Annotated in this window: 18 protein-coding genes; 3 read left to right on the top strand and 15 right to left on the bottom strand. The window is 44.7% G+C overall.

The window, feature by feature from the left end; all coding sequences use genetic code 11:
• Positions 1-15: 15 nt before the first annotated feature.
• From ACN0VI_RS03065 to ACN0VI_RS03035, 7 genes are read right to left on the bottom strand one after another with little or no spacing between them, the layout of a single operon-like run.
• Positions 16-1,050: an SAM-dependent methyltransferase gene (locus ACN0VI_RS03065; RefSeq protein ID WP_417445745.1), complete on the bottom strand. Its 1,035-nt coding sequence runs from the start codon at positions 1,048-1,050 to the stop codon at positions 16-18.
• Positions 1,051-1,065: 15 nt separating this feature from the next.
• Positions 1,066-1,851: a DUF1295 domain-containing protein gene (locus ACN0VI_RS03060; protein WP_417445744.1), complete on the bottom strand. Its 786-nt coding sequence runs from the start codon at positions 1,849-1,851 to the stop codon at positions 1,066-1,068.
• Entirely contained in the window at positions 1,842-2,408 is a 567-nt protein-coding gene (locus ACN0VI_RS03055; RefSeq protein WP_417445743.1) for a DUF2878 domain-containing protein, read from the bottom strand. The genes ACN0VI_RS03060 and ACN0VI_RS03055 overlap by 10 nt, the downstream gene beginning before the upstream one ends.
• A complete protein-coding gene (locus ACN0VI_RS03050; protein ID WP_417445742.1) occupies positions 2,387-3,703 on the bottom strand; it encodes a class I SAM-dependent methyltransferase in 1,317 nt (438 codons plus the stop codon). Before ACN0VI_RS03050 ends, ACN0VI_RS03055 begins: the two co-directional genes overlap by 22 nt.
• A gap of 14 nt (positions 3,704-3,717) precedes the next feature.
• Positions 3,718-4,533 (bottom strand): DUF1365 domain-containing protein, encoded by an 816-nt coding sequence (locus tag ACN0VI_RS03045; protein ID WP_417445741.1) that lies wholly within the window; start codon positions 4,531-4,533, stop codon positions 3,718-3,720.
• A complete protein-coding gene (locus ACN0VI_RS03040) occupies positions 4,526-5,788 on the bottom strand; it encodes an NAD(P)/FAD-dependent oxidoreductase (protein ID WP_417445740.1) in 1,263 nt (420 codons plus the stop codon). Before ACN0VI_RS03040 ends, ACN0VI_RS03045 begins: the two co-directional genes overlap by 8 nt.
• Complete coding sequence (locus tag ACN0VI_RS03035) at positions 5,785-6,696, bottom strand: acyl-CoA desaturase (protein WP_417445739.1); 912 nt, start codon at positions 6,694-6,696, stop codon at positions 5,785-5,787. Before ACN0VI_RS03035 ends, ACN0VI_RS03040 begins: the two co-directional genes overlap by 4 nt.
• Before the next feature lie 223 nt (positions 6,697-6,919).
• Between ACN0VI_RS03035 and ACN0VI_RS03030 the strand changes: the two genes are divergently transcribed.
• Together ACN0VI_RS03030 and ACN0VI_RS03025 are read left to right on the top strand one after the other, a co-directional pair.
• A complete protein-coding gene (locus ACN0VI_RS03030; RefSeq protein ID WP_417445738.1) occupies positions 6,920-7,408 on the top strand; it encodes a nuclear transport factor 2 family protein in 489 nt (162 codons plus the stop codon).
• 58 nt (positions 7,409-7,466) lie between these two features.
• A complete protein-coding gene (locus tag ACN0VI_RS03025; protein WP_417445737.1) occupies positions 7,467-7,985 on the top strand; it encodes a chalcone isomerase family protein in 519 nt (172 codons plus the stop codon).
• A gap of 15 nt (positions 7,986-8,000) precedes the next feature.
• Here ACN0VI_RS03025 and ACN0VI_RS03020 read toward each other — a convergent pair whose 3' ends face one another.
• Both ACN0VI_RS03020 and ACN0VI_RS03015 read right to left on the bottom strand, forming a co-directional pair.
• On the bottom strand, positions 8,001-9,380 hold the full coding sequence (locus ACN0VI_RS03020) for a cryptochrome/photolyase family protein (RefSeq protein WP_417445736.1): 1,380 nt from the start codon (positions 9,378-9,380) through the stop codon (positions 8,001-8,003).
• Between the two features lie 11 nt (positions 9,381-9,391).
• Positions 9,392-10,339: a YbgA family protein gene (locus tag ACN0VI_RS03015; RefSeq protein ID WP_417445735.1), complete on the bottom strand. Its 948-nt coding sequence runs from the start codon at positions 10,337-10,339 to the stop codon at positions 9,392-9,394.
• 118 nt (positions 10,340-10,457) lie between these two features.
• On the opposite strand from ACN0VI_RS03015, the gene ACN0VI_RS03010 reads away from it, so the two are divergent.
• Positions 10,458-11,810: a DUF4397 domain-containing protein gene (locus ACN0VI_RS03010; RefSeq protein WP_417445734.1), complete on the top strand. Its 1,353-nt coding sequence runs from the start codon at positions 10,458-10,460 to the stop codon at positions 11,808-11,810.
• A 62-nt stretch (positions 11,811-11,872) separates the two neighbouring features.
• Here ACN0VI_RS03010 and greA read toward each other — a convergent pair whose 3' ends face one another.
• The 6 genes from greA to ACN0VI_RS02980 all read right to left on the bottom strand — a co-directional run bounded on the left by greA (position 11,873) and on the right by ACN0VI_RS02980 (position 20,776).
• Positions 11,873-12,355, bottom strand: a complete 483-nt coding sequence (gene greA, locus ACN0VI_RS03005) for a transcription elongation factor GreA (RefSeq protein WP_331891188.1) — start codon at positions 12,353-12,355, stop codon at positions 11,873-11,875.
• Entirely contained in the window at positions 12,352-15,576 is a 3,225-nt protein-coding gene (gene carB, locus ACN0VI_RS03000; protein WP_331891186.1) for a carbamoyl-phosphate synthase large subunit, read from the bottom strand. Before carB ends, greA begins: the two co-directional genes overlap by 4 nt.
• 14 nt (positions 15,577-15,590) lie before the next feature.
• Positions 15,591-16,769 carry a glutamine-hydrolyzing carbamoyl-phosphate synthase small subunit gene (carA, locus tag ACN0VI_RS02995; protein WP_417446563.1) on the bottom strand — a complete coding sequence of 393 codons (1,179 nt, stop codon included), beginning with the start codon at positions 16,767-16,769 and terminating at the stop codon, positions 15,591-15,593.
• Between the two features lie 547 nt (positions 16,770-17,316).
• Positions 17,317-18,123 carry a 4-hydroxy-tetrahydrodipicolinate reductase gene (gene dapB, locus ACN0VI_RS02990; RefSeq protein WP_417445733.1) on the bottom strand — a complete coding sequence of 269 codons (807 nt, stop codon included), beginning with the start codon at positions 18,121-18,123 and terminating at the stop codon, positions 17,317-17,319.
• Between the two features lie 32 nt (positions 18,124-18,155).
• Complete coding sequence (locus ACN0VI_RS02985) at positions 18,156-18,779, bottom strand: arylesterase (protein WP_417445732.1); 624 nt, start codon at positions 18,777-18,779, stop codon at positions 18,156-18,158.
• On the bottom strand, positions 18,779-20,776 hold the full coding sequence (locus ACN0VI_RS02980; protein WP_417445731.1) for an OPT family oligopeptide transporter: 1,998 nt from the start codon (positions 20,774-20,776) through the stop codon (positions 18,779-18,781). Before ACN0VI_RS02980 ends, ACN0VI_RS02985 begins: the two co-directional genes overlap by 1 nt.
• Positions 20,777-20,781: the final 5 nt, after the last annotated feature.

The raw sequence follows: 20,781 nt of genomic DNA, 5'->3' as shown, positions 1-20,781 counted from the left end.
CTCTTAACAAACCTACTATCTCTTAACAAATCTATAATGCGCTACCATCCACTCGTTTCCATCAGCATAACCAAATAGCTCAGCACAAGCCATAAAGAAAATACGCCAACGCTGGAACCACACTTTAGCAAAGTCTTTGCCATAAACCGTTGCAAATAAAGGCATGATTTCTTTTGAGTGCTGGTCCATATTATCCAGCCAGGCATTAGAGGTTTTTTCATAATGCTGACCATTAACCAGCCAGCGTCTATCCAGTTGCAAAAACTGCTGAAAATTCAGGAAAGTATCAGCAGCGGGCATTTGTCCGCCACTGAAGAAGTAGCGCCCCATCCAGTTATCATCGCCGTCTTCTAAGAAGGGATACATCAAATAGCGATGACAGAAAACATGTAAGAACACTTTACCATCTTCTTTGAGCCATTGACTGACTCGCTCAAAAAGAACCTGATAATTTCTGACGTGCTCAAACATCTCGATTGAAATGATTCGGTCAAAATGACGACCAGGATCAAACTGATTGATGTCCTGGGTAATGATAGTGATATTGCTCAAACCACGCTCTTTAGCCTGTTGCTCAATATACTCACGCTGGGAGTTAGAGTTGGACACTCCTGTAATCGTGCTATTCGGATACTTGGCTGCAAGAAACAATGTCAAGGAACCCCAACCGCAACCTAACTCTAAAATATCCTGTCCATCAACAAACTCACCTCGCTCAGCATACAACTCCAGCATCGCCTGCTCAGCCGCATCCAGACTGTTGACACCTTCTGGCCAATAAGCACTGCTGTACTTAAGTTGCTTACCTAAAGCGTAATGATAGAACTGCGAGGGGACTTCGTAATGCTGTTCATTTGCTTTGTCTGTTTTGATCGCTACCTCAGAAGCTCTCAGCTCTTGTAGAGACTCATGATAACGCTCTGCCTGAGCTTCACAGTCAAACGCTGATTCTTCTGCCAATCGTTGCTCACAAAGCTTACGAATACCCAGCCGTACCAGACGGTCTGGTAACAATCCTTTTTCAATTAAGTTAATAGCCTGTGCAATCATTTACGCTCTCCACAATTAGCTAGCATTGGACTTTGTAGGTCCTAGAAAAAATTTATTGGTTTGTTTCTGATACTCTCGATATGCATAACCCTTGCTTCGAATGTTTTGTTCTTCGTTAAAAGGAATGCCCGTCAATTTCAATAGAAACAGCAACATCAAAATTGGGTAGATAAATAACAACCATCCTTGTTCGGCGTGCCAGCCAATTAATGGATACGCAAACCAATGAGTCCATTCAAAGAAATAGTTTGGATGGCGCGAGTAACGCCATAAGCCGATATTACAGACCTTGCCTTGAGAATTTTTGTTACGTTTGAACTGTCGCAACTGATAATCAGACAGAGTGACACCGAACAATGAAATAACCGCTACGGCAATTCCTAAGCCATCAAAAATATCCAGGCTGTGATTGGCAGAAGCAATAATATAAACGGGGTAACTGAAGGCAAACGCTAACAGGGCCTGAAACATGAAAAAGATAAATAGTTTTACCTGCGCATTGTCAGACCAATGTGCTCGCAGCTGTTGATATCGCCCATCTTCATGTTCAACCTTATAGCGATCAATTAAGTGCCACGCTAAACGCGCATACCAGGCAACCGGAATCAGCAACACAATATAGCGATGGAAATAATTGCCTGTTGCCATCCAGACATACACCAGGCCACACACGACAATTAACAGTGCCCAGGTGATATCCACAATATCGGTATTCTTAGTATACATTTGCCACAACCAGGCAATGGTCTGCCCCATAATGCACAAGGCAATTGTAATCAGTATGGCGGCATTTAATTCCATGAAGCTTCTCTCTTGCCGACCAGATTTTCCTTGTAGCTTGACGACTCACCAAAAACGGTGATGAGCATGACCATGACTAAAGTCCATCCCGCAGCCAGCGCCGCTAAGGCCCATACTGGTTGATTCAATGTCACCGCGCCAAACTGTTGTGCAGCAAGATATGACACCGGACCACCTATTGCACCCATCAAAATACCAATCACTTTATAGTCAAAAATCCAGGCCAGAGAGTGGTTAATGGTTAAGCCAAATGCCATCCACAACATAATAATCCACACTGGCGCCATAAATGAGTATGGCCATTGCATTTCATAATTAATCAACCCCAGCTGAAGCCACAGGCTGTCTAAAACCAATCCAAGTGCCGCAAGTGTGAGCATAATGGTCATATCATTGGGCTTTCGGTTTAACGGTTGTAGCTGCCAAACACTAAAGGCAATGAAAATAGCAAACCCTAGCCATATATGCTGATAAACCACACCGATCACCAATGCAAACCAGACCGTTTGCAGTAGCACAAAGTTTAATACTTTGTTTAATTTTGTAAGGCTAACCATTGTGGCCTCTTGTTAGCAGGTTTGGCGAAGAGTAAATGCACATCACTAATGGCCTTTTCGATAAAGCCACCTTCGCAGTAGCATAAATAGAAATCCCACATTTGAATGAATGATTGATTAAAACCCTGCGCTTTCACTTCTTCTAGCTGACTAAAGAAACGTTTTCGCCATTCGTTCAATGTTTTGGCATAACTGTCGCCAAAATCTTCAAGGTTTATTAATCGTAGGTCGGATGCTTGTTTTGCGGTATCAACGATAACCGATACACAAGGAATAAAACTTCCCGGGAAAATATAACGTTTAATAAAATCTACTGACTTCAATGCCTGTTTGTAACGAGAGTCTTCAATGGTGATTGCTTGAATTAAAGCCATGCCGCTCGGCTTTAATAAATGACTACACTGCTTCAAGTAAGTACCCAGATACTGATGGCCTACCGCTTCAATCATCTCAATAGACACCAACTTGTCGAACTGGCCTTGTAAGTTACGATAATCTTCTTTGAGCAGAGTAATTTTGCTTTCCAGACCTTCTTCTTTGACTCTTTTCTTAGCGTATTGATACTGCTGCTCTGAAATAGTAGTGGTCGTGACATGACAACCATAATTCTTTGCCGCATAAATCGCCAAGCCACCCCAGCCTGTGCCAATTTCCACCAGCTGATCATTAGCATTTAAGTCTAACTTTTCGCAGATAGTTTTTAGCTTAAGATCTGAAGCTTTCTCTAAGGTGTTTGCCTTATCGGTAAAAATTGCCGAGGAATACATTAAATGTTTGTCTAGAAATAACTTAAAAAAGTCATTGCCGAGGTCATAGTGAGCCGAGATGTTTTTCCGACTACCGTCAAGACTGTTGCGGTTAAAGAAATGCCACAGTTTAAGAATGCTGTTCTTTAACCAGGCAAGACCGCCTTCCATCTCATCCAGAATATGGCGATTGATCACTAATAAACGAACCAGTCCGGTAAGGTCATCGGTAGTCCATTGCTCTTTCATATAGGACTCTGCTGCACCGATGCTGCCATGCATCGCTACTTGTCGATAAAAATCCAGTTGCTTAATATTCAGCGTGACACACAGATCGGACTGTGAGCTGGCAGTTCCACAAAAATACTGACCCAACGGGTCATTGATAATGATCTGACCGCCCTTTATTTGATTCAGTGTTTTAAGCACCTGGCTTCTTATCAATCGCTCAAAGCCTGATGCCTTTGTATTTTCAGACAAGGCTAACTCAACAGACTCGCTCTGCTTTTGCCTGGTAGTTATTGTCTGCTTTTCAGTAAAATCATTCACGACCTGTGGTCCTCTTACCTATTATCCGACTTTGGCTCGCCCTTGTGTGACTCTTTGTCATGTTGAGGGTGTGGCACAAAAGGAATCTTTTTTAACCATAATTTAAATGCTTGCCAGTAAATCCCTGCCATCATCTTTAATGGCTGAAGCGGTCTCTTTAAAACAAGGCTACGCATACTACTTTGAGTCAATGGTATAAAGTCAGCTGTGAAGGTAGCGTCAAAGAACTTGTGATGAGTCTTTTTTTGGTTGACCACCATGTGGATTCTTAGCTCATCATCCTCAACCTTAAACAGCCACTGATAATGCATGTCCATGGCAAGAAAGGGCGATATGTGGAAAGCTTTATCAAACTCGAACTTATAAAGGTGGTCTGCCTGCTTGCCTTCATCGCACACATGAATGTAAGTATGGCGTTCTCCCCATGGGGTATTAGTGATTTCCGAGACAATATACTGTAATTCACCATGCGCTATACAAAAGTAAAAGCACACGGAGTTAAAGTTAAAGCCAAGATACCTTAGGTGAGATAACAGGAACACCTGCCCCGAGAAAGTTCTGCCAGTTTTCTCACGAATGGTTTCAATAATAGAATCTTTATTTGAGGTGCTTTTGTCAGTTTTAGATGAGCGGGGATTTAGGTGAAAATCTTTATGACGAAATGAAATCAAGTTCCACTTCTCAAAGGACCACAGTTTGCTTTGGCTGAAGGTTTCGGGAAGCCTGTCTAGATCTAACAGGCTCCAATACATGTCATAAGTAAACTCATGTGGTTTGGGTCGATAACGACGATGTCGTATCGAGCCGACAAAAAATCCTTGTTTAAGCATAGCCTGAATCCTTCAGAAGTTGTTCTGCAGCCTCCAATCCACTTCGTGCACCATCTTCATGGAAACCCCAGCCCCAATAGGCGCCACTGAAGTAAGTCCGGTTATGCCCCTGGATTAAGCCTTTGTTTTGCTGCGCTTTAATGGTCGCCTGCGTATAAACTGGATGATGGTAAGTTAATTGCTTCCAGACTAACTCAGGGTTAACGCGCTCTGCCATATTCAGGCTGACAATAACGGGCGTATCGGTTTTTAAAGACTGTAATAAGTTCATGCAATAACTCACTGTACACTGTTTGCGAGTTTTTTCATCTATCATCACATTCCAGCTGGCCCAGGCGCGGCGCTTGCTCGGCAACAGGTTAGTGTCACAGTGAAGGGTAATATGGTTTTCCTGATATTGGATTGACCCAAGAATGTCCTTTTCTTCATTACTGGGTTCTTCGAGCATGCGCAGTGCCTGGTCGCTGTGACAAGCAAAAATCACATAGTCAAACTCCTGTTTTCCTTCGGCAGTGTGTAACCATACAGTTTGATGATTCCTGATTACTTTATTGATAGGGCAGCCCAGTTTTACCTGAAAGCCAGCATTCTTTGCTACTGCATCAATATAGCTCTTGGAACCGCCTTCGATGGTTTTCCAGACCGGACGATTAAAGGCCTGCATCATCTGATGATTATTCATAAAAGCAACCAAATAACGCGCTGGGAATTCTAAAATCAGTTCGCTATCACCAGACCATAAGGCGCAAGCCATGGGTAGAATATGCTCATCCGTAAACTGTTGACTATAACCCTTGCGCTTTAAATAATTGCCCAGCGTTTCGTTACTCTGATCATCCAAAAGCTCTCCTGCCTCACGATAAAACCGGAAGATATCCCGTAACATGCGATAGAACTTCAGACTAATAATGTTCTTACGCTGACTGAAGAGTCCATTTAAAGTACCGGCGTTATACTCAAGTCCGGTTAGCTTATTCGATACTGCAAAGCTCATGTCGCTGTCTTTGTACGGCACCTGGTATTTTTGTAACAGCCCGTAAAAAGTCGGATAGTTTTCCGGGTTGAACACTATAAATCCGGTATCCACAGCAATTGTTTTTTGCCCGCCTTTTCCATCGTCCACGTCAATCTGGTGAGTGTCAGCATGGCCGCCGAGTCTTGTTGCAGCCTCAAATAAAGTTACCTCCATATCTGCAGCCAACCTTTCGGCAGCTACCAGACCAGAAATTCCCCCACCGATCACTGCAACTCTCATGATTTTGCCTTTGCTTTAATTAATTGTTTGTCGGGATATTTAAGATCCCAGACCAGACCCAGTTTTTCCATTCCCTTGAGTGCATAGTAACTCAAGTCAATTTCCCACCAATAAAAGCCTTGTTTAACGGAGCCGGGACTAAAGTGATGGTTGTTATGCCAGCCCTCACCTAATGTGAACAACGCCAATAAAAAATTATTGCGACTATCATCATTGGTTTCAAAGCGCTTGCTACCCCAGCGGTGTGCTAAAGAGTTAATGCAATAAGTCACGTGCGACAATAGGATGGTTGAAATGAAGAATCCCCAAATCAGTATTTGCCAACGGTCAGCACCTAATCCAGGATGAAACTTTTCCAGATAGATACCCAAACCAAAGATAAGCCCTGCGAATATAATCGGTGGAAAGATATCAAAACGATCCAGCCAACGAAGTTCTGGGTACTTTGCCAGGTCTTTAACTCTTTGTTCCTGAGTTGGAAAGTTCTTTTTGTTCAAGAACCACAGCATGTGACTTTTTAGGAAGCCATGCCTTGGTGAGTGCGTATCCTCAACGGTGTCTGCATGAATATGATGATGACGGTGATGCGCAGCCCACCATAAAGGACCTCGCTGGGTAGCTGAGGCGCCTAAAAATCCGAACACAGCTTGCACCCAACGGTGTGTCTTAAAGCTTTTGTGGGAGAAGTAACGGTGATAAAAAGCAGTAATGGCAAACATGCGTATCATGTAAGCCGCAATACAGACGACCACAGCGGCCCAGGATACTCCCGTAACAAACGCAAACAAGCATACGAGATGCAAACCAATATAGGGAATAACTCTTGGCCAATCGACGCCTTCTAATTGTTCTGGTTGACCTGTCTGGGTATTGATTTGACTGTTATCAAACCACTGTTTCATTTTCATATTCAAGTTGCCTGGCAATTTGCCTTATCCTAGGTTTGTTGCTGTGAAATCCGTGTGAATCACTCTTAGCCAATTGTCTTTTTTCTTCACAAAATCTTTACGAGCTGAGCAGTAAACTGGCATCCTGGTTTCACTTTATCAGTGCTATATGAAAGTTTCCCGTTATTTATTGTACTTTGCTATCGCCTTAACTTTTTCTGGATGTAGTCATTCGAGGAGCGAGATGAATAATCAGCGCGTAGAAGATTTTTTACAGGTTGCCAGCAAAATGCCACCAACCGAAACAGTTGAGTCACCGGATAAGGCTTTTCTAACACTTTTTGGTGACTTCAAAGCTGGCACCAAAGAAAACATTATCCGTCAACTTTATGCCGAGCAATTCTACTTTAATGATACTTTTAAGACTTTCGGTCATATCGATGAATTACTCAAATACATGCCAGAAACGGCCGATGCTACAGAGCTGACTACTGTAGAGATCATTGACGTAGCCAAGTCAGATACAGACTATTATCTGCGCTGGGTAATGCACATGAAGTTCTCGGCAGCGGGAAAAAAGATAGATTCTAAATCGATTGGCATGACCCAGCTTCGTTTTAACGAAGAGGGAAAAATTGTACTTCATCAAGACTACTGGGACGGCGCTGAAGGTTTTTATTCACGCTTACCGATAGTGGGATTCTTTGTTAATTATGTTCAAAACCGCCTCTAAACACTCATTAGTTTCCCCAAAGGTAGTCAATCTGAGTTGGCTGCTACTGGGCCTTTCATTGCTCATTATTTCTGGCCCCGTTCAGGCGAAACTTGAACCCCAGGTCAGTTACCAGCAGACCGACTATCAACTGTGCGCAAAGCAACGAGTAACCAAGGCACTGTTCTTTGATGTAGTCGATGTCGGTGTTTACTATCTCAATTGTGAGCAGGCTGACAACGTATTTGATTCTCAGTCGAAGCTTTTGCGATTTTCCTACCTGCGGGAGGTAGAGGGTACTCAGTTCACGGAAGGGGCTGATGAGTTCTTAGAAGACAACCTGACCGATGCAGAGAAAGAAAACTGCCTGGAAACCTTTAAAGACTTTAATACCATTTATAAAGATGTTGCAGACGGTGATTACTATGACCTGTTTGTGACTCCAGGCCAAGGTATCAACCTACGGCTTAACCAGTCCCAATTAGCTGAACTCAATCAGCCAGAATGTGCCCTACCTTATCTCAATATATGGTTTGGATCAGAGTCTATGGATGATGATTTTGGCGAGCTGCAGGACAAACTCAAGTCCCTGAACTAAACTAAGATCAAGCTTCTAACTCAATAGCTCCAGCGCAGTCTTTCTTGCTGCTTTGTAATCAATGATCGGCTCTGGATAACCCAGCTCTTTACGTTGCTCGCTATTAGGGAAGTGAATATCTTTATCGCTTAAGCTTGCCAACTCCGGCACTAACTTTCGGATAAAGTTGCCTTCCGGATCAAAGCGTTGCGATTGCGTAATCGGGCTCATGATTCTGAAATAGGGCGCACCATCAGCTCCAGTAGATGAACACCACTGCCAGCCGCCATTGTTTGAGGCAAAATCACCATCAATCAATTGTCTCATGAAAAAAGCTTCCCCTTCTCGCCAATCAATCAAGCATAGCTTGTTTAAAAACATGGCCACGTTCATGCGCAAACGATTATGCATCCAACCTGTGTTTATGAGCTGTCGCATGGCTGCATCGATTAACGGGAAGCCGGTTTCACCTTTACACCATTTAACAAACAACTCATGTTGACCATTCCAAACTTCTTTGGCGTCGCGCTTAAAAGGTTGGTGGCGACTAATTTGCGGATTATCAATAATGATCTGACGGTAAAACTCCCGCCAGATCATTTCTGATAACCAAGTATCTTGATAGAAGGCTTCCTGATCACCTTCATGCCACTCTAGCAATGCTTCTATACACTGCTTGGCTGAAATAGCGCCCACAGCCAAATAGGGCGACAGCATGCTGGTTCCTTTGACTGACGGAATATCCCTGCGCTCCTTGTAGTAGCCAGCTTTTGGTAAAAACTCATTGAGTTTATCTCGCGCAGCTTTTTCCCCTGCTGGCCATAACTCTTCGCGATACTCTTGTGCAAAATAATACTCGTGCTGCTGCTCAATCTTGAAGTCCTGTTTATCAGGCTCAGGAAGAGGCGATAAGCCTTGTGTCTTATGAAACTCAATCCAGGCTTTTTTATAGGGCGTAAACACTTTGTAAGGTGCTCCCTTGCCTGTGCTGACACTGCTGGGTGGAATAATCACATCTCCATCAAAGCGATTCACTTCCAGTCCTTTTTCCTGAAGACGCTTCTCCAATTGGTCGTCGCGCTCTTTTTCATTCAATGGATATTCGTTATTAAAATAAACTCCATCGGCTTCATACTCTGCGACTAATTTTTCTATTTTCTCAACCGACTGCTGATAATCTATCACCTTGAAACTTTGCAAAGGAATGTTCAGTTTATTCAGCTGCTTCCTTAACTCTTTGACCGTGTCATTGATAAATCCAACTTTGCAGGGAGCATCATCATGCGCCTCTCTTTGCTCAACGGGCTCAAGGTAAATGCCAATTACAGTGCCCTTCTCGGCTGCATAAAAAAGAGCGGGGTTATCGCCCACTCTTAAATCATTTCTAAACCAGACCAAGTTAATTTTCTTGCTCATAGAGGTGCCACTCATAGATAGTTTCGCAATCCTAGCTCCAAAGGATGAGGATTAAGATACGCCTGTTGTCTAATATAGTCAGAGCCAAACTGAGTCAGGTAATGGTTGATCAAGGTTACTGGCACAACCAAGGTGACCAATCCTTTTCGATATTGCTCAATGACTTTCACTAGCTCTTGCTTAGCTGCTGAAGTCAGATCCCGTTTTAAATAGCCTAAAATATGATAGAGCACATTGGTATGTGACTTGCTGGATGCAACCTTCTTTAGCGTTTGCATCAACGTGTCTTCATACTCTTTTAATAGCTCGGTTACTTCTCTCTGTTCGGTATTAGCCACTAGACGTCCAAGCTCTTTATAAGCCTGATAGCTATGTGCCATCACCATATACTTATAGCGGCTGTGAAAATCTATCAACTTCTTCATGCTGGGTTCGCTCATAACAGACTGCTTCCAGTCATGATAAGCAAACACACGAGTGATAAAGTTTTCGCGCAACTTTGGATCTTGCAAACGCCCTTCTTCTTCCACCGGCAAGTTAGGATGCAGTTTCATAATTTCATCAATATAGACGCCACGGAAGGACTCACCGGCAGGGTTGCCGTTCTCATGATAGACCTTAACCCGCTCCATGCCGCAGCTGGGTGAGTTTCGAATCACAATATAACCACAGGCATCATGAATCTTTGGTAAAGTTTTGTGCGCATAGCCTCGCAACTCATCGGTTACATCCAGACTATGATCATCGACTTTTTTGACTCGAATATCTTCTGCCACTCGCACTAAATGGATCGGTGGCCTTGGGGTGGGCAATCCAATGCCCATTTCTGGGCAAACCGGAGTGTACTCAAACCAGTCGCTGAGAATGTTCAGGCAATATTTTGACTGCTTATGCCCACCATCGAAACGAACCTTGTTTCCAAGCAAACACGAGCTTATGGCTATCTTAATTTTGTTCATTGTTGAATTATTGTTAACTCCGTGTGAAGAGCTCGTGAAAAACCTAAATTTCTCCACGTATTTTTCACAAGCTAAAAATTAAATTATTTGCTTCATGATGCTAACAGGAGAGATTGCCATGAAATTAAAACACTTTTTAATACCTTTTTTAGTGCTTCCCTTAATAGCTTGTAACGATGATGATGACAATGACCCCATTGAAGAGATGATGCCACAGAGCTTCAAAGTACAGGTCGTTCATGCTTCACAAGACTCACCTAATGTTAATGTTTCCGTTAATGGTTCAGAAACTTTATCAGACGTTGCCTATAAACAGGCTTCTTCACGTTTAACCTTAGATGAAGGGACCTACACTTTGCAAGTTGACGGCATCACACCAAACGGTGATACAACCGTTATTGGTCCGCTTGATGTCAACTTTTCACCCGATCAGTTATACACCGTATTGGCGGTAAATCAAACAGCCTCCATCGAGCCACTAGTGATTAGTCAAGCTGATTTTACGCCTGCAGATGGTGAGTTAACGATACAGGTTATTCATGCGGCATCTAATGCACCGACCGTTGATATTTACCTCACCGAGCCCGACGCTGATATTTCCGGAGTGGCGCCTACTACCACCCTGAGTTTTAAAGATTCATTATCAGCTACAGATATTCCAGCGGGCGATTACCAGATACGAGTAACCCCTGCTGGTGATAGTACTGTAGTATTTGACAGTGGTACTGTTAGCTTAACTGCTGGAGTATTACTCAATGTGGCCGCAGTAGCCAATACTACAACAGGCGATAGCCCAATCAGCCTATTAGCCATTGTAGATGATGGTGCTACTGAGATTCTTGATGCCAACACCCCAGCAGATTTTAGAGTATTCCATGTATCTGCTGATGCACCAAATGTTGATGTGGTGATCAATGATGACTTTGCCAATCCTGTTGTGGTTGATCTGGCCTTCCCTGACTTTACAGATTATTTGTCTGTACCCGAAGCAACCTATAATGCCAAAGTTGTTCCAACTGGCGCAAACACACCTGCTGTAATTGATGCTGATTTAGCACTTGAAGCAGGCTCTTCCTACTCGGTTTTAGCAGTCAATAACTCAGCTAATATTGAGCCATTGGTGTTAGCCGATACTCGTCGTGCTATTTCAACCGAAGCTCAACTACGTGTCGTCCACGGCTCGCCAAGTGCAGGTAATGTAGATATTTATCTAGTTGCACCTGGTACTGACATCACTGATGTGCAACCTAGCCTCAGCGATGTTCCGTTCAAAGCTGAAACTGGCTACCTGTCTGTAGCAGAAGGCGATTATGATGTGGTGGTTACACAGACTGGCACTAAAACGGCAGCCATAGGTCCCGCAGCAATAACATTGTCTAACGGTGGCATCTACACCATTATTGCCCGTGATAATGCTGGAGGCGGCGCACCATTAAATGTCATTCTTGCAGATGACTTTGCTGTTCAATAAATCATAACGCTCAATCACAAAAAAGGCCTCATTTGAGGCCTTTTCTTTATTAAACGTATAACTTAAATATACAAAACCTCGGCGATTTCATATTCAACACTGCCTTTTGGCGTTTGAATATTAGCGATATCACCTTCTTCTTTTCCAATCAATCCGCGCGCAATTGGCGAGTTAATGGAAAGTTTGTTTTTCTTAATATCCGCTTCATCGTCACCAACAATCTTGTATTGCACTTCGTCGGCATTGTTGTCATCCATATTGATTAGAATAACAGTTGAACCGAAGATCACCTTGCCGTTGTTATTGATTTTAGTAACGTCAACAATTTGTGAGTTTGACAATTTGGCTTCAATTTCCTGAATACGTCCTTCAATGAAACCTTGTTGCTCACGCGCTGCATGATATTCAGCATTTTCTTTTAGATCACCATGCTCACGTGCTTCAGCGATGGCCGCAACAACTTGCGGCCTTTTCACTTTTTTCAGCTCATTTAACTCAGTCTGTAGCGCTTCCGCACCTTCGACTGTCATAGGAACTCGATTCATCGTTCATCAACCTGTGTGTGTAGTTCTTGCACTGAGTAAATTTGACTACGACCGTTTTCCTTCATCGCTGCGCAAGATGCCACTGCTCCAGCCAGGGTAGTTGTGTATGGCACTTTATGCTGCAGTGCGCTACGGCGTATCAGGAATGAGTCAGCAATCGCCTGTTTACCTTCAGTAGTATTAATAATGTAGTCCACTTCACCGTTTTTAATATAGTCAACAATGTGTGGACGACCTTCAAACATCTTGTTGATGCGCTGGCATGGAATACCCGCTTCACGAATGGCTCGCGCCGTTCCGCCCGTCGCCAACAGCTCAAAACCTTGATCTGCCAATGAACGAGCCACTGCCGCTAAACCATTTCTATCGGCTTCACGCACACTGATAATGACCTGTCCAGAATCCGGTACTGCCTGGCCACCACCCAGTTTAGCTTTGTAGAAAGCATCACCAAATGTTTTGCCAACGCCCATCGCTTCACCCGTTGATTTCATCTCAGGGCCAAGAATTGGGTCAGAACCCGGGAACTTGTTGAATGGGAACACAGGCTCTTTAACAGAGAAATAGCGCGGAATGATTTCTTTAGTGAAACCTGTTTCAGCCAATGTTTTACCGGCCATCACAGACGCTGCCACTTTCGCCATTGGCGTACCGGTTGCTTTAGATACAAATGGTACGGTACGCGATGCACGTGGATTCACTTCAAGAATGAAGATTCTCTCACCTTGAATAGCAAACTGAGCGTTCATCAAGCCACGAACTTTAAGTTCTTTGGCCATCACTAACATCTGTCGACGCAGTTCATCCTGCACTTCTTTGCTCAGACTAAATGGAGGAATTGAGCATGCTGAGTCACCAGAGTGAACACCTGCTTGCTCAATATGCTCCATGATGCCGCCAATCAGAATATTTTTGCCGTCAAAGATGGCATCCACATCAACCTCAATCGCATCATCCAGGAAGCGGTCTAATAATACTGGCGATTCGTTTGATACGCTCACCGCATCGTTCATGTAACGACGCAATTCTTCTTCGTTATAAACAATTTCCATCGCGCGTCCGCCTAGTACGTAAGAAGGACGAACCACTAATGGGTAACCAATTTCTTCGGCTAAACGCACACCTTCTTCCATGTTACGCGCGGTACGATTTGGTGGCTGCAATAAGCCTAAGCGGTTAATCGCGCGCTGGAAACGCTCACGGTCTTCCGCACGGTCAATCGCGTCAGGCGAAGTACCAATAATCGGTACACCGGCAGCTTCCAGATCACGTGCCAATTTCAGTGGTGTCTGACCACCGTAATGAACAATTACGCCTTTCGGTTTTTCGATATCTACAATTGCCAACACATCTTCAAGCGTTAAAGGCTCGAAATACAAGCGATCCGAGGTATCGTAATCGGTCGAAACCGTCTCAGGGTTACAGTTAACCATAATGGTCTCATAACCATCATCACGCATTGCAAAAGCCGCGTGCACACAGCAGTAGTCAAACTCAATACCTTGGCCGATACGGTTTGGACCACCACCTAGAATCATAATCTTTTCGCGGTCGGTTGGATTCGCTTCGCACTCTTCTTCATAGGTTGAGTACATATAAGCGGTGCTGGTGGCAAACTCTGCCGCACAGGTATCCACCCGTTTGAATACTGGAATCACACCAAGCTCTTTACGAAGCTTGCGAATTTCTTTTTCACTAGTAGCGAAGATATCCGCCAGTCTTTGATCCGCAAACCCTTTACGCTTAATTTTGCGCATTAGGTCTGCATCTAAGTCTGAGAAGGATTTGTCTTTTAAGCTTTCTTCAATTTGAATGAGCTCTTGAATTTGAATCAGGAACCACTTATCAATTCCTGTCAGTTCAAATACTTCATCCAATGACCAGCCTCTGCGGAAAGCATCACCGATATACCAGATACGATCAGAGCCAGGCACACGCAAGTTTTGACGTAGCGTATCAACCCAACTTTCGTCGTCGTCTGCCAGCTTTGGTTCGAAACCAGAAGATCCAACTTCCAGACCACGAATCGCTTTCTGGAACGATTCCTGGAAGTTACGACCAATCGCCATTACTTCACCCACCGATTTCATCTGGGTGGTTAAGGTCTTATCAACATTCGGGAATTTTTCGAAATTGAAGCGAGGAATCTTAGTTACCACGTAGTCGATGCTTGGCTCAAACGAAGCAGGCGTTTTACCACCGGTAATTTCGTTTTGCAGTTCGTCCAATGTATAACCAACCGCCAGTTTCGCTGCCACTTTAGCAATCGGGAAACCGGTTGCTTTCGAGGCCAATGCCGATGAACGCGATACACGCGGGTTCATCTCAATAATCGTCATGCGACCATTTTCAGGATTAATCGCAAACTGTACGTTTGAACCACCGGTCTCAACACCAATCTCACGTAATACCGCAAGCGATGCATTACGCATGCGCTGGTATTCTTTATCTGTCAAAGTTTGCGCAGGTGCAACCGTAATTGAGTCGCCAGTATGCACGCCCATAGGGTCAAAGTTTTCAATTGAACAGATGATGATGCAGTTGTCGTTCTTATCACGAACAACCTCCATCTCATACTCTTTCCAACCGATTAATGATTCATCAATCAACAATTCATTAGTTGGCGATAAATCCAATCCGCGCAAACAGATTTCTTCAAATTCTTCTTTGTTGTATGCAATACCGCCACCAGTACCACCCATGGTAAAGGAAGGACGGATAATACAAGGGAACCCTACTTCTTTTTGCACTTTCCAGGCATCTTCAAGGCTGTGTGCAACTTGCTGACGCGGTTGGTCAAGTCCAATTTTTGACATCGCTTTAGCAAACAACTCACGGTCTTCTGCTTTGTCGATGGCTTCGCGAGTCGCGCCAATCATTTCCACGCCGTGGATTTCTAAAACACCGCGTGAAGCCAGATCCAAGGCACAGTTCAGTGCTGTCTGACCGCCCATGGTTGGTAGAATCGCGTCAGGCTTTTCTTTCTCAATAATTTTCGCAACCACTTCCCACTCAATCGGCTCGATGTAGGTCACATCCGCCATATTCGGGTCAGTCATAATGGTTGCCGGGTTGGAGTTCACCAGAATGACTCGGAAACCCTCTTCACGCAAAGCCTTACAGGCCTGAGCGCCGGAATAGTCGAATTCGCAGGCCTGGCCAATAATGATTGGGCCAGCGCCTAAAATCAGAATACTTTTAATATCAGTACGTTTTGGCATGTCTCAATCGTCTCCTAAGCTTTGTGTTGTTCCATCAATTCAATGAAGTGGTCGAACAATGGTGCAGCATCGTGTGGACCGGGACTTGCTTCAGGGTGACCCTGGAAGCTAAACGCAGGTTTATCCGTACGCTTGATACCCTGTAGGGTGCCATCGAATAGGGAACGATGAGTTGCTTTTAAATTATCCGGTAACGATTCCTCATCTGCTGCAAAACCGTGGTTCTGGCTGGTAATCATTACCGTGCCATCAGCTATGTCTTGCACAGGATGGTTGGCGCCGTGGTGGCCAAACTTCATCTTCGCTGTCTTGCCGCCGCTGGCCAGAGCCAACAACTGATGGCCAAGACAGATACCGAATACTGGAATATTGGTTTCTAGAATCTCTTGAATCGCTTTAATCGCGTAATCACATGGCTCTGGGTCGCCTGGGCCATTGGATAAGAACACACCATCTGGGTTCATTGCCAAGACTTCGCTGGAGGGAGTCTCTGCTGGAACGACCGTTAAGTCACAACCGCGCTCAACCAACATTCTCAAAATATTGTGCTTAGCACCAAAGTCGTAAGCAACGACTTTGAACTTGGCTTCTTTGAGTTTGCCGTAGCCTTCTTCTAAAGACCAGGTGCTGCCTTGCCATTGGTAGCTTTCCTTGGTGGAAACGACTTTAGCTAAATCCATTCCTTTCAAGCCCGGAAACTCTTTAGCCAGCTCTAATGCTTTATCCGCATCCGGTGCTTCACCCGCAATGATACAACCACTCAAAGCACCTTTATCACGCAAGATTCGCGTTAAGCGACGCGTATCAATGTCAGCAATAGCGACTTTCTTATGGCGCTTTAAATAGTCTGATAAAGACTCTTCGCTACGATAATTGCTATGTAATAAAGGAAGGTCTCTGATAATTAATGCTTCAGCCCAAATATTGGTCGATTCAACATCTTCGGAATTGGCACCGGTGTTACCGATGTGGGGATAAGTGAGGGTTACCATCTGCTTAGCGTAGGAAGGGTCAGTCAAAATCTCCTGATATCCTGTCATGGCGGTATTAAAAACCACCTCGCCTACTGCATGTCCTTCGTAACCGATTGAAACTCCATGGAAAACACTACCATCTTCAAGAACTAAAATGGCGGGCTGCTGGGCGGGTCTTAGCAGCTGTTGAGACTCTTGTTCTAACAAAGAAACCTCCATTTTTTTTAGGCGCAAAAAATTTGGGCTCACAATCTAAATGAGTCCAGCAAATTGTTTACTGAGTGGAATTTTGGCAAATTCTGCGCATTATAATGGAAATGGCTTTTGATGTCTATTTAAGCGGGACTTACTAGTGAGATAGCAGAGCTATTGGCTGTCCTTTATTTGTTATACTAACTGAAAAAGAAAAAGGGCGGATAAACCGCCCATTTTCAATTGGCCTCATGCCCCTTAGGTGCTCCTTGCTACTTCCTTGTGTCACCATGTCCTTCGGTTAGGTTTCCTTACGTGCGTCCCTTGCACAGTTGTTAATCTACTCTTTTTTTAGCCAATAACAACAAGGCCCAACATAACGTCAGGCCTGCATTAAATATAAAACTCTTTATAAATCAATTGACTAGATAAATTCTGTAGCGTAAAAAGCACATTGTCTGAATGATCTCACGGCTCTAGACTACAGATCCTTACGAGATCTCTCACAAGCATCATGGACGATCTCTCACAAGTAATGCACATATGATTGAGCACTTTTTCGACAATCTGACGCTTATGAGTTTTTGAGCCCTAAAACATCCTGCATATCGTAGAGTCCAGCGGGTTTTCCCAGTAACCATTTGGCAGCTTCTATTGCCCCTTGAGCAAAACATTGTCGCGTTTGTGCTTCGTGGCGTAGCGTGACCAGCTCACCATTTAAAGCAAAGACCACTTCATGGGTTCCCACGATATCACCGGCTCGCATGACTGAAAAACCAATGGCTCCAGACTCCCTCTCACTGATTCCGTGACGCGCCCATTCGGCCACCTCATTCAAGTTATGCCCTTGAGTATCTGCCACGGCCTCACCTAGTGCCAGCGCGGTACCTGATGGAGAATCTTTCTTGTATTTATGGTGAGCTTCGAAAATTTCTATATCTGCTTTGTCACCCAGTAATTGCGTTGCTTGCCTGACCAGCCCAAGCAAACTGTTTACGCCCAGGCTATAGTTAGCGGCAAACACAATCGGAATCGATTTTGCCGCTTCAGTAATGGCTTGTTTCTGCTCGTCATTAAAGCCGGTGGTACCTATCACCACCGGTGAGTTAGCACTCACCGCATGGGCTAAAGTTTCAATCGAATGATCCGGTAAGCTAAAATCAATCAGGACTTTCTGCTCGTTCAAAGTAACCGATAAATCATCACCAACAAAGACGCCTTGCGGTTCCAGCCCGACCAAATAGCCGATGTCGGTGCCCAACTTTTGGTGTTGCTCGCGCGCCATGGCGCCGACAATTTCAACCTGACTATCATTGATAGCAGCTTTCAGTAGCTCCTGTCCCATTCGCCCAGTACTGGCGTTGATCACTATTGGGGTCATTAATAACTTGTCCTATAAATTCATACGATATGTTATGGCAAAGCGCCTTCATCTTTTAATGTTTCTGCTATCTGCTCCGCTAACACTCGATAGCCTTGCGCGTTCAAGTGAATTTGATCCGACTTATACTTTTGAGTCTTCAACAAATCGGCAATCACTTCGCGCATATAAGCCATTTCATGCTCTTCGGCCAGCTCATCATAAAAGCCTGCCACCGATGAGAAAAGATTTTTCTCCGGAACCCCCATCAGTAACACCTGAACATTATGCTGTTTAGCAATATCAATCATCTGCGCCAAGTTTTGCTTTGTTTGGTTCTGATTGTGGTTACGCAAGATATCGTTACCACCTTCCAGCAAAATCACCAGCTCAGGGCTGTATTGCTCCAGCACATCCTCAAAGCGTGCCAAACCGCGATCCGTGGTTTCACCTGATATACCAGCATTGACGACATTCAGTCCAGTAATGATGGATAACTGGTTCGGATAACTGGCCGCTTCTGAAGCACCAACCCCTTCGGTCAAACTATCACCAAAAGCGACAATGGTCGCGCCAGAGCTTAGTGGTTTTAGCTTGGGGTCGCCACAGGCGGACAACAAGAGTCCACCTATCAGCAGTATGATAATAAATAGCGCTTTGTTTACTTTAGCAAACATTAGGCTTCATCTCTCTTTTTCAGTAGCTTTACAAACCATACCACTAATAATGAGAATGAAATTGCACCCAAGATCATCGCCATCACATCGCTACCAATCCAGCCGGTACCGATGCCATCAGGCTTTCTGCCTTCAACAAAGGCCATGCCGGCAATCGCTACGCCCAGCAACCCTTCACCACCGACAAAACCACTGCCCAGCAAGATACCTTTCTCGCGACGGCTTTCTTTGACATCATCTTTTTTGGTCTTCGACTCTACCCAATGACGAATTAAACCGCCGATTAGTATCGGCGTCATGGTTGAAAGTGGCAAATAAACACCTACCGCAAAGGGTAGTGAAGGAACTTTCACCAGTTCGCAGACGATGGCAATACCAACTCCGATAGCTACCAGTACCCAGGGCAAGTTTTGTTCAAGCACGCCATCAATAACCAGTTTCATCAATGTCGCTTGCGGTGCCGGCAATTCTTTACTGCCAAAACCAAAGGTTTCCGCCAATAATAAGACCGACAAGCAGACAAAAGTCGCCGAGGTTAATACACCTATCAACTCAGCCATCTGTTGCTTGCGTGGCGTTGCCCCTAGCAGATAACCACTTTTCAGATCCTGCGAGGTATCACCCGAAATCGAGGCAGCAATCGCAACCACACAACCGACAATCAGGGTCGCAGCTTTACCGCTGGTATCAGTCCAACCCATAGCCAGGAAAATCGTTGCTGTACCCAGCAGCGCAGCGATAGTCATACCAGAAGTCGGGTTCGAAGTTACCCCCACTAAACCCACAATACGGGCTGCCACTGTGACAAAAAAGAACGCAAAAACGGCAACACAGATAGCCGCTATCAAGCGCGTATCAATGCCACCCACAGCGCCAAATACTCCCGGCACAAAAGTTAGCATCAGGATAACTGCTAGAATGCCGAAAAAGACCACCTTAATCGGTAAGTCCTGATGTGTTCTTGGTTCTTTTGCAATGTCTGCTTTTGGTGTATGGGTTTCTTCATCGACCTGCTTGACAATATTTTTAGCACCCTTGGTGAAGCTTTCAATCATTACCGGAACACTTTTGATCAGTGTAATAATTCCTGCTGTAGCAACTGCACCCGCACCAATATAGCGAACATAACGCGACCAGATTTCACCAGTAGACATTTCTGAAATAAGTTTTACAGTTTCAGGGAAGAACGGTGTGGTTTGAGTATCGCCCCAATAGGCAATCGCAGGAATAATGATGATTGCCGATAGCAGACCACCACCAACCATGACCCAGGCAATGCGTGGCCCAAGAATATAACCGACACCAAACAAAGCAGCCGAAAGGTCAACGCCGACCACACCTTTTTTCAGGAAGGGAATTTTAACGGCGGCATAATCTGGAATCACTTTGATCCATGAAGTCAGCGTTTTCAAAAGAGCCGCCGCGCCCATGCCGTAGAAAATGTATTTTGCTTTATTGCCACCAGCCTCATTGGCCACCAGAACTTCCGCACAGGCAGTGCCTTCGGGATATGGCAACTTACCATGCTCTCGCTCAATTAAAAATTTGCGTAGCGGAATCATAAACAGAATACCAATGACACCACCGCTCATTGCTAGAATGGTCATTTGCAATAAGTCTGGCGCTACTCCCCACATAAACAATGCGGGTAAGGTGAAAATCACACCGCTGGCTAAAGAGCTGGATGCGGAACCTGTGGTTTGCGCGATATTGGTTTCAAGAATGGTGCTGCCGATACCGAACTTGGATAGGATTTTGAAGACAGCTACTGCCATCACCGCCACCGGTATCGAGGTACTGATCGTCAGGCCAGCTCGCAATCCCAAATAGGCATTAGCCGCGCCAAAGATTACCCCGAACAATATGCCCAACCCCACCGCCTTAAAGGTAAACTCTGCCATGTTCACTTCAGCAGGGACATACGGTTTGTAGGTTTCGCCTTCTTTTAAAGGCACATAGGCGTTTGCGTCCAGCCCTTTTTTTATTTCAGTGGTCAATAGAA

Source organism: Kangiella sp. (assembly GCF_048265365.1).
Taxonomy (GTDB): domain Bacteria; phylum Pseudomonadota; class Gammaproteobacteria; order Enterobacterales; family Kangiellaceae; genus Kangiella.
Note: the sequence above shows the minus strand (reverse complement) of the source record. Positions and strands in the feature narration are given on the sequence as shown.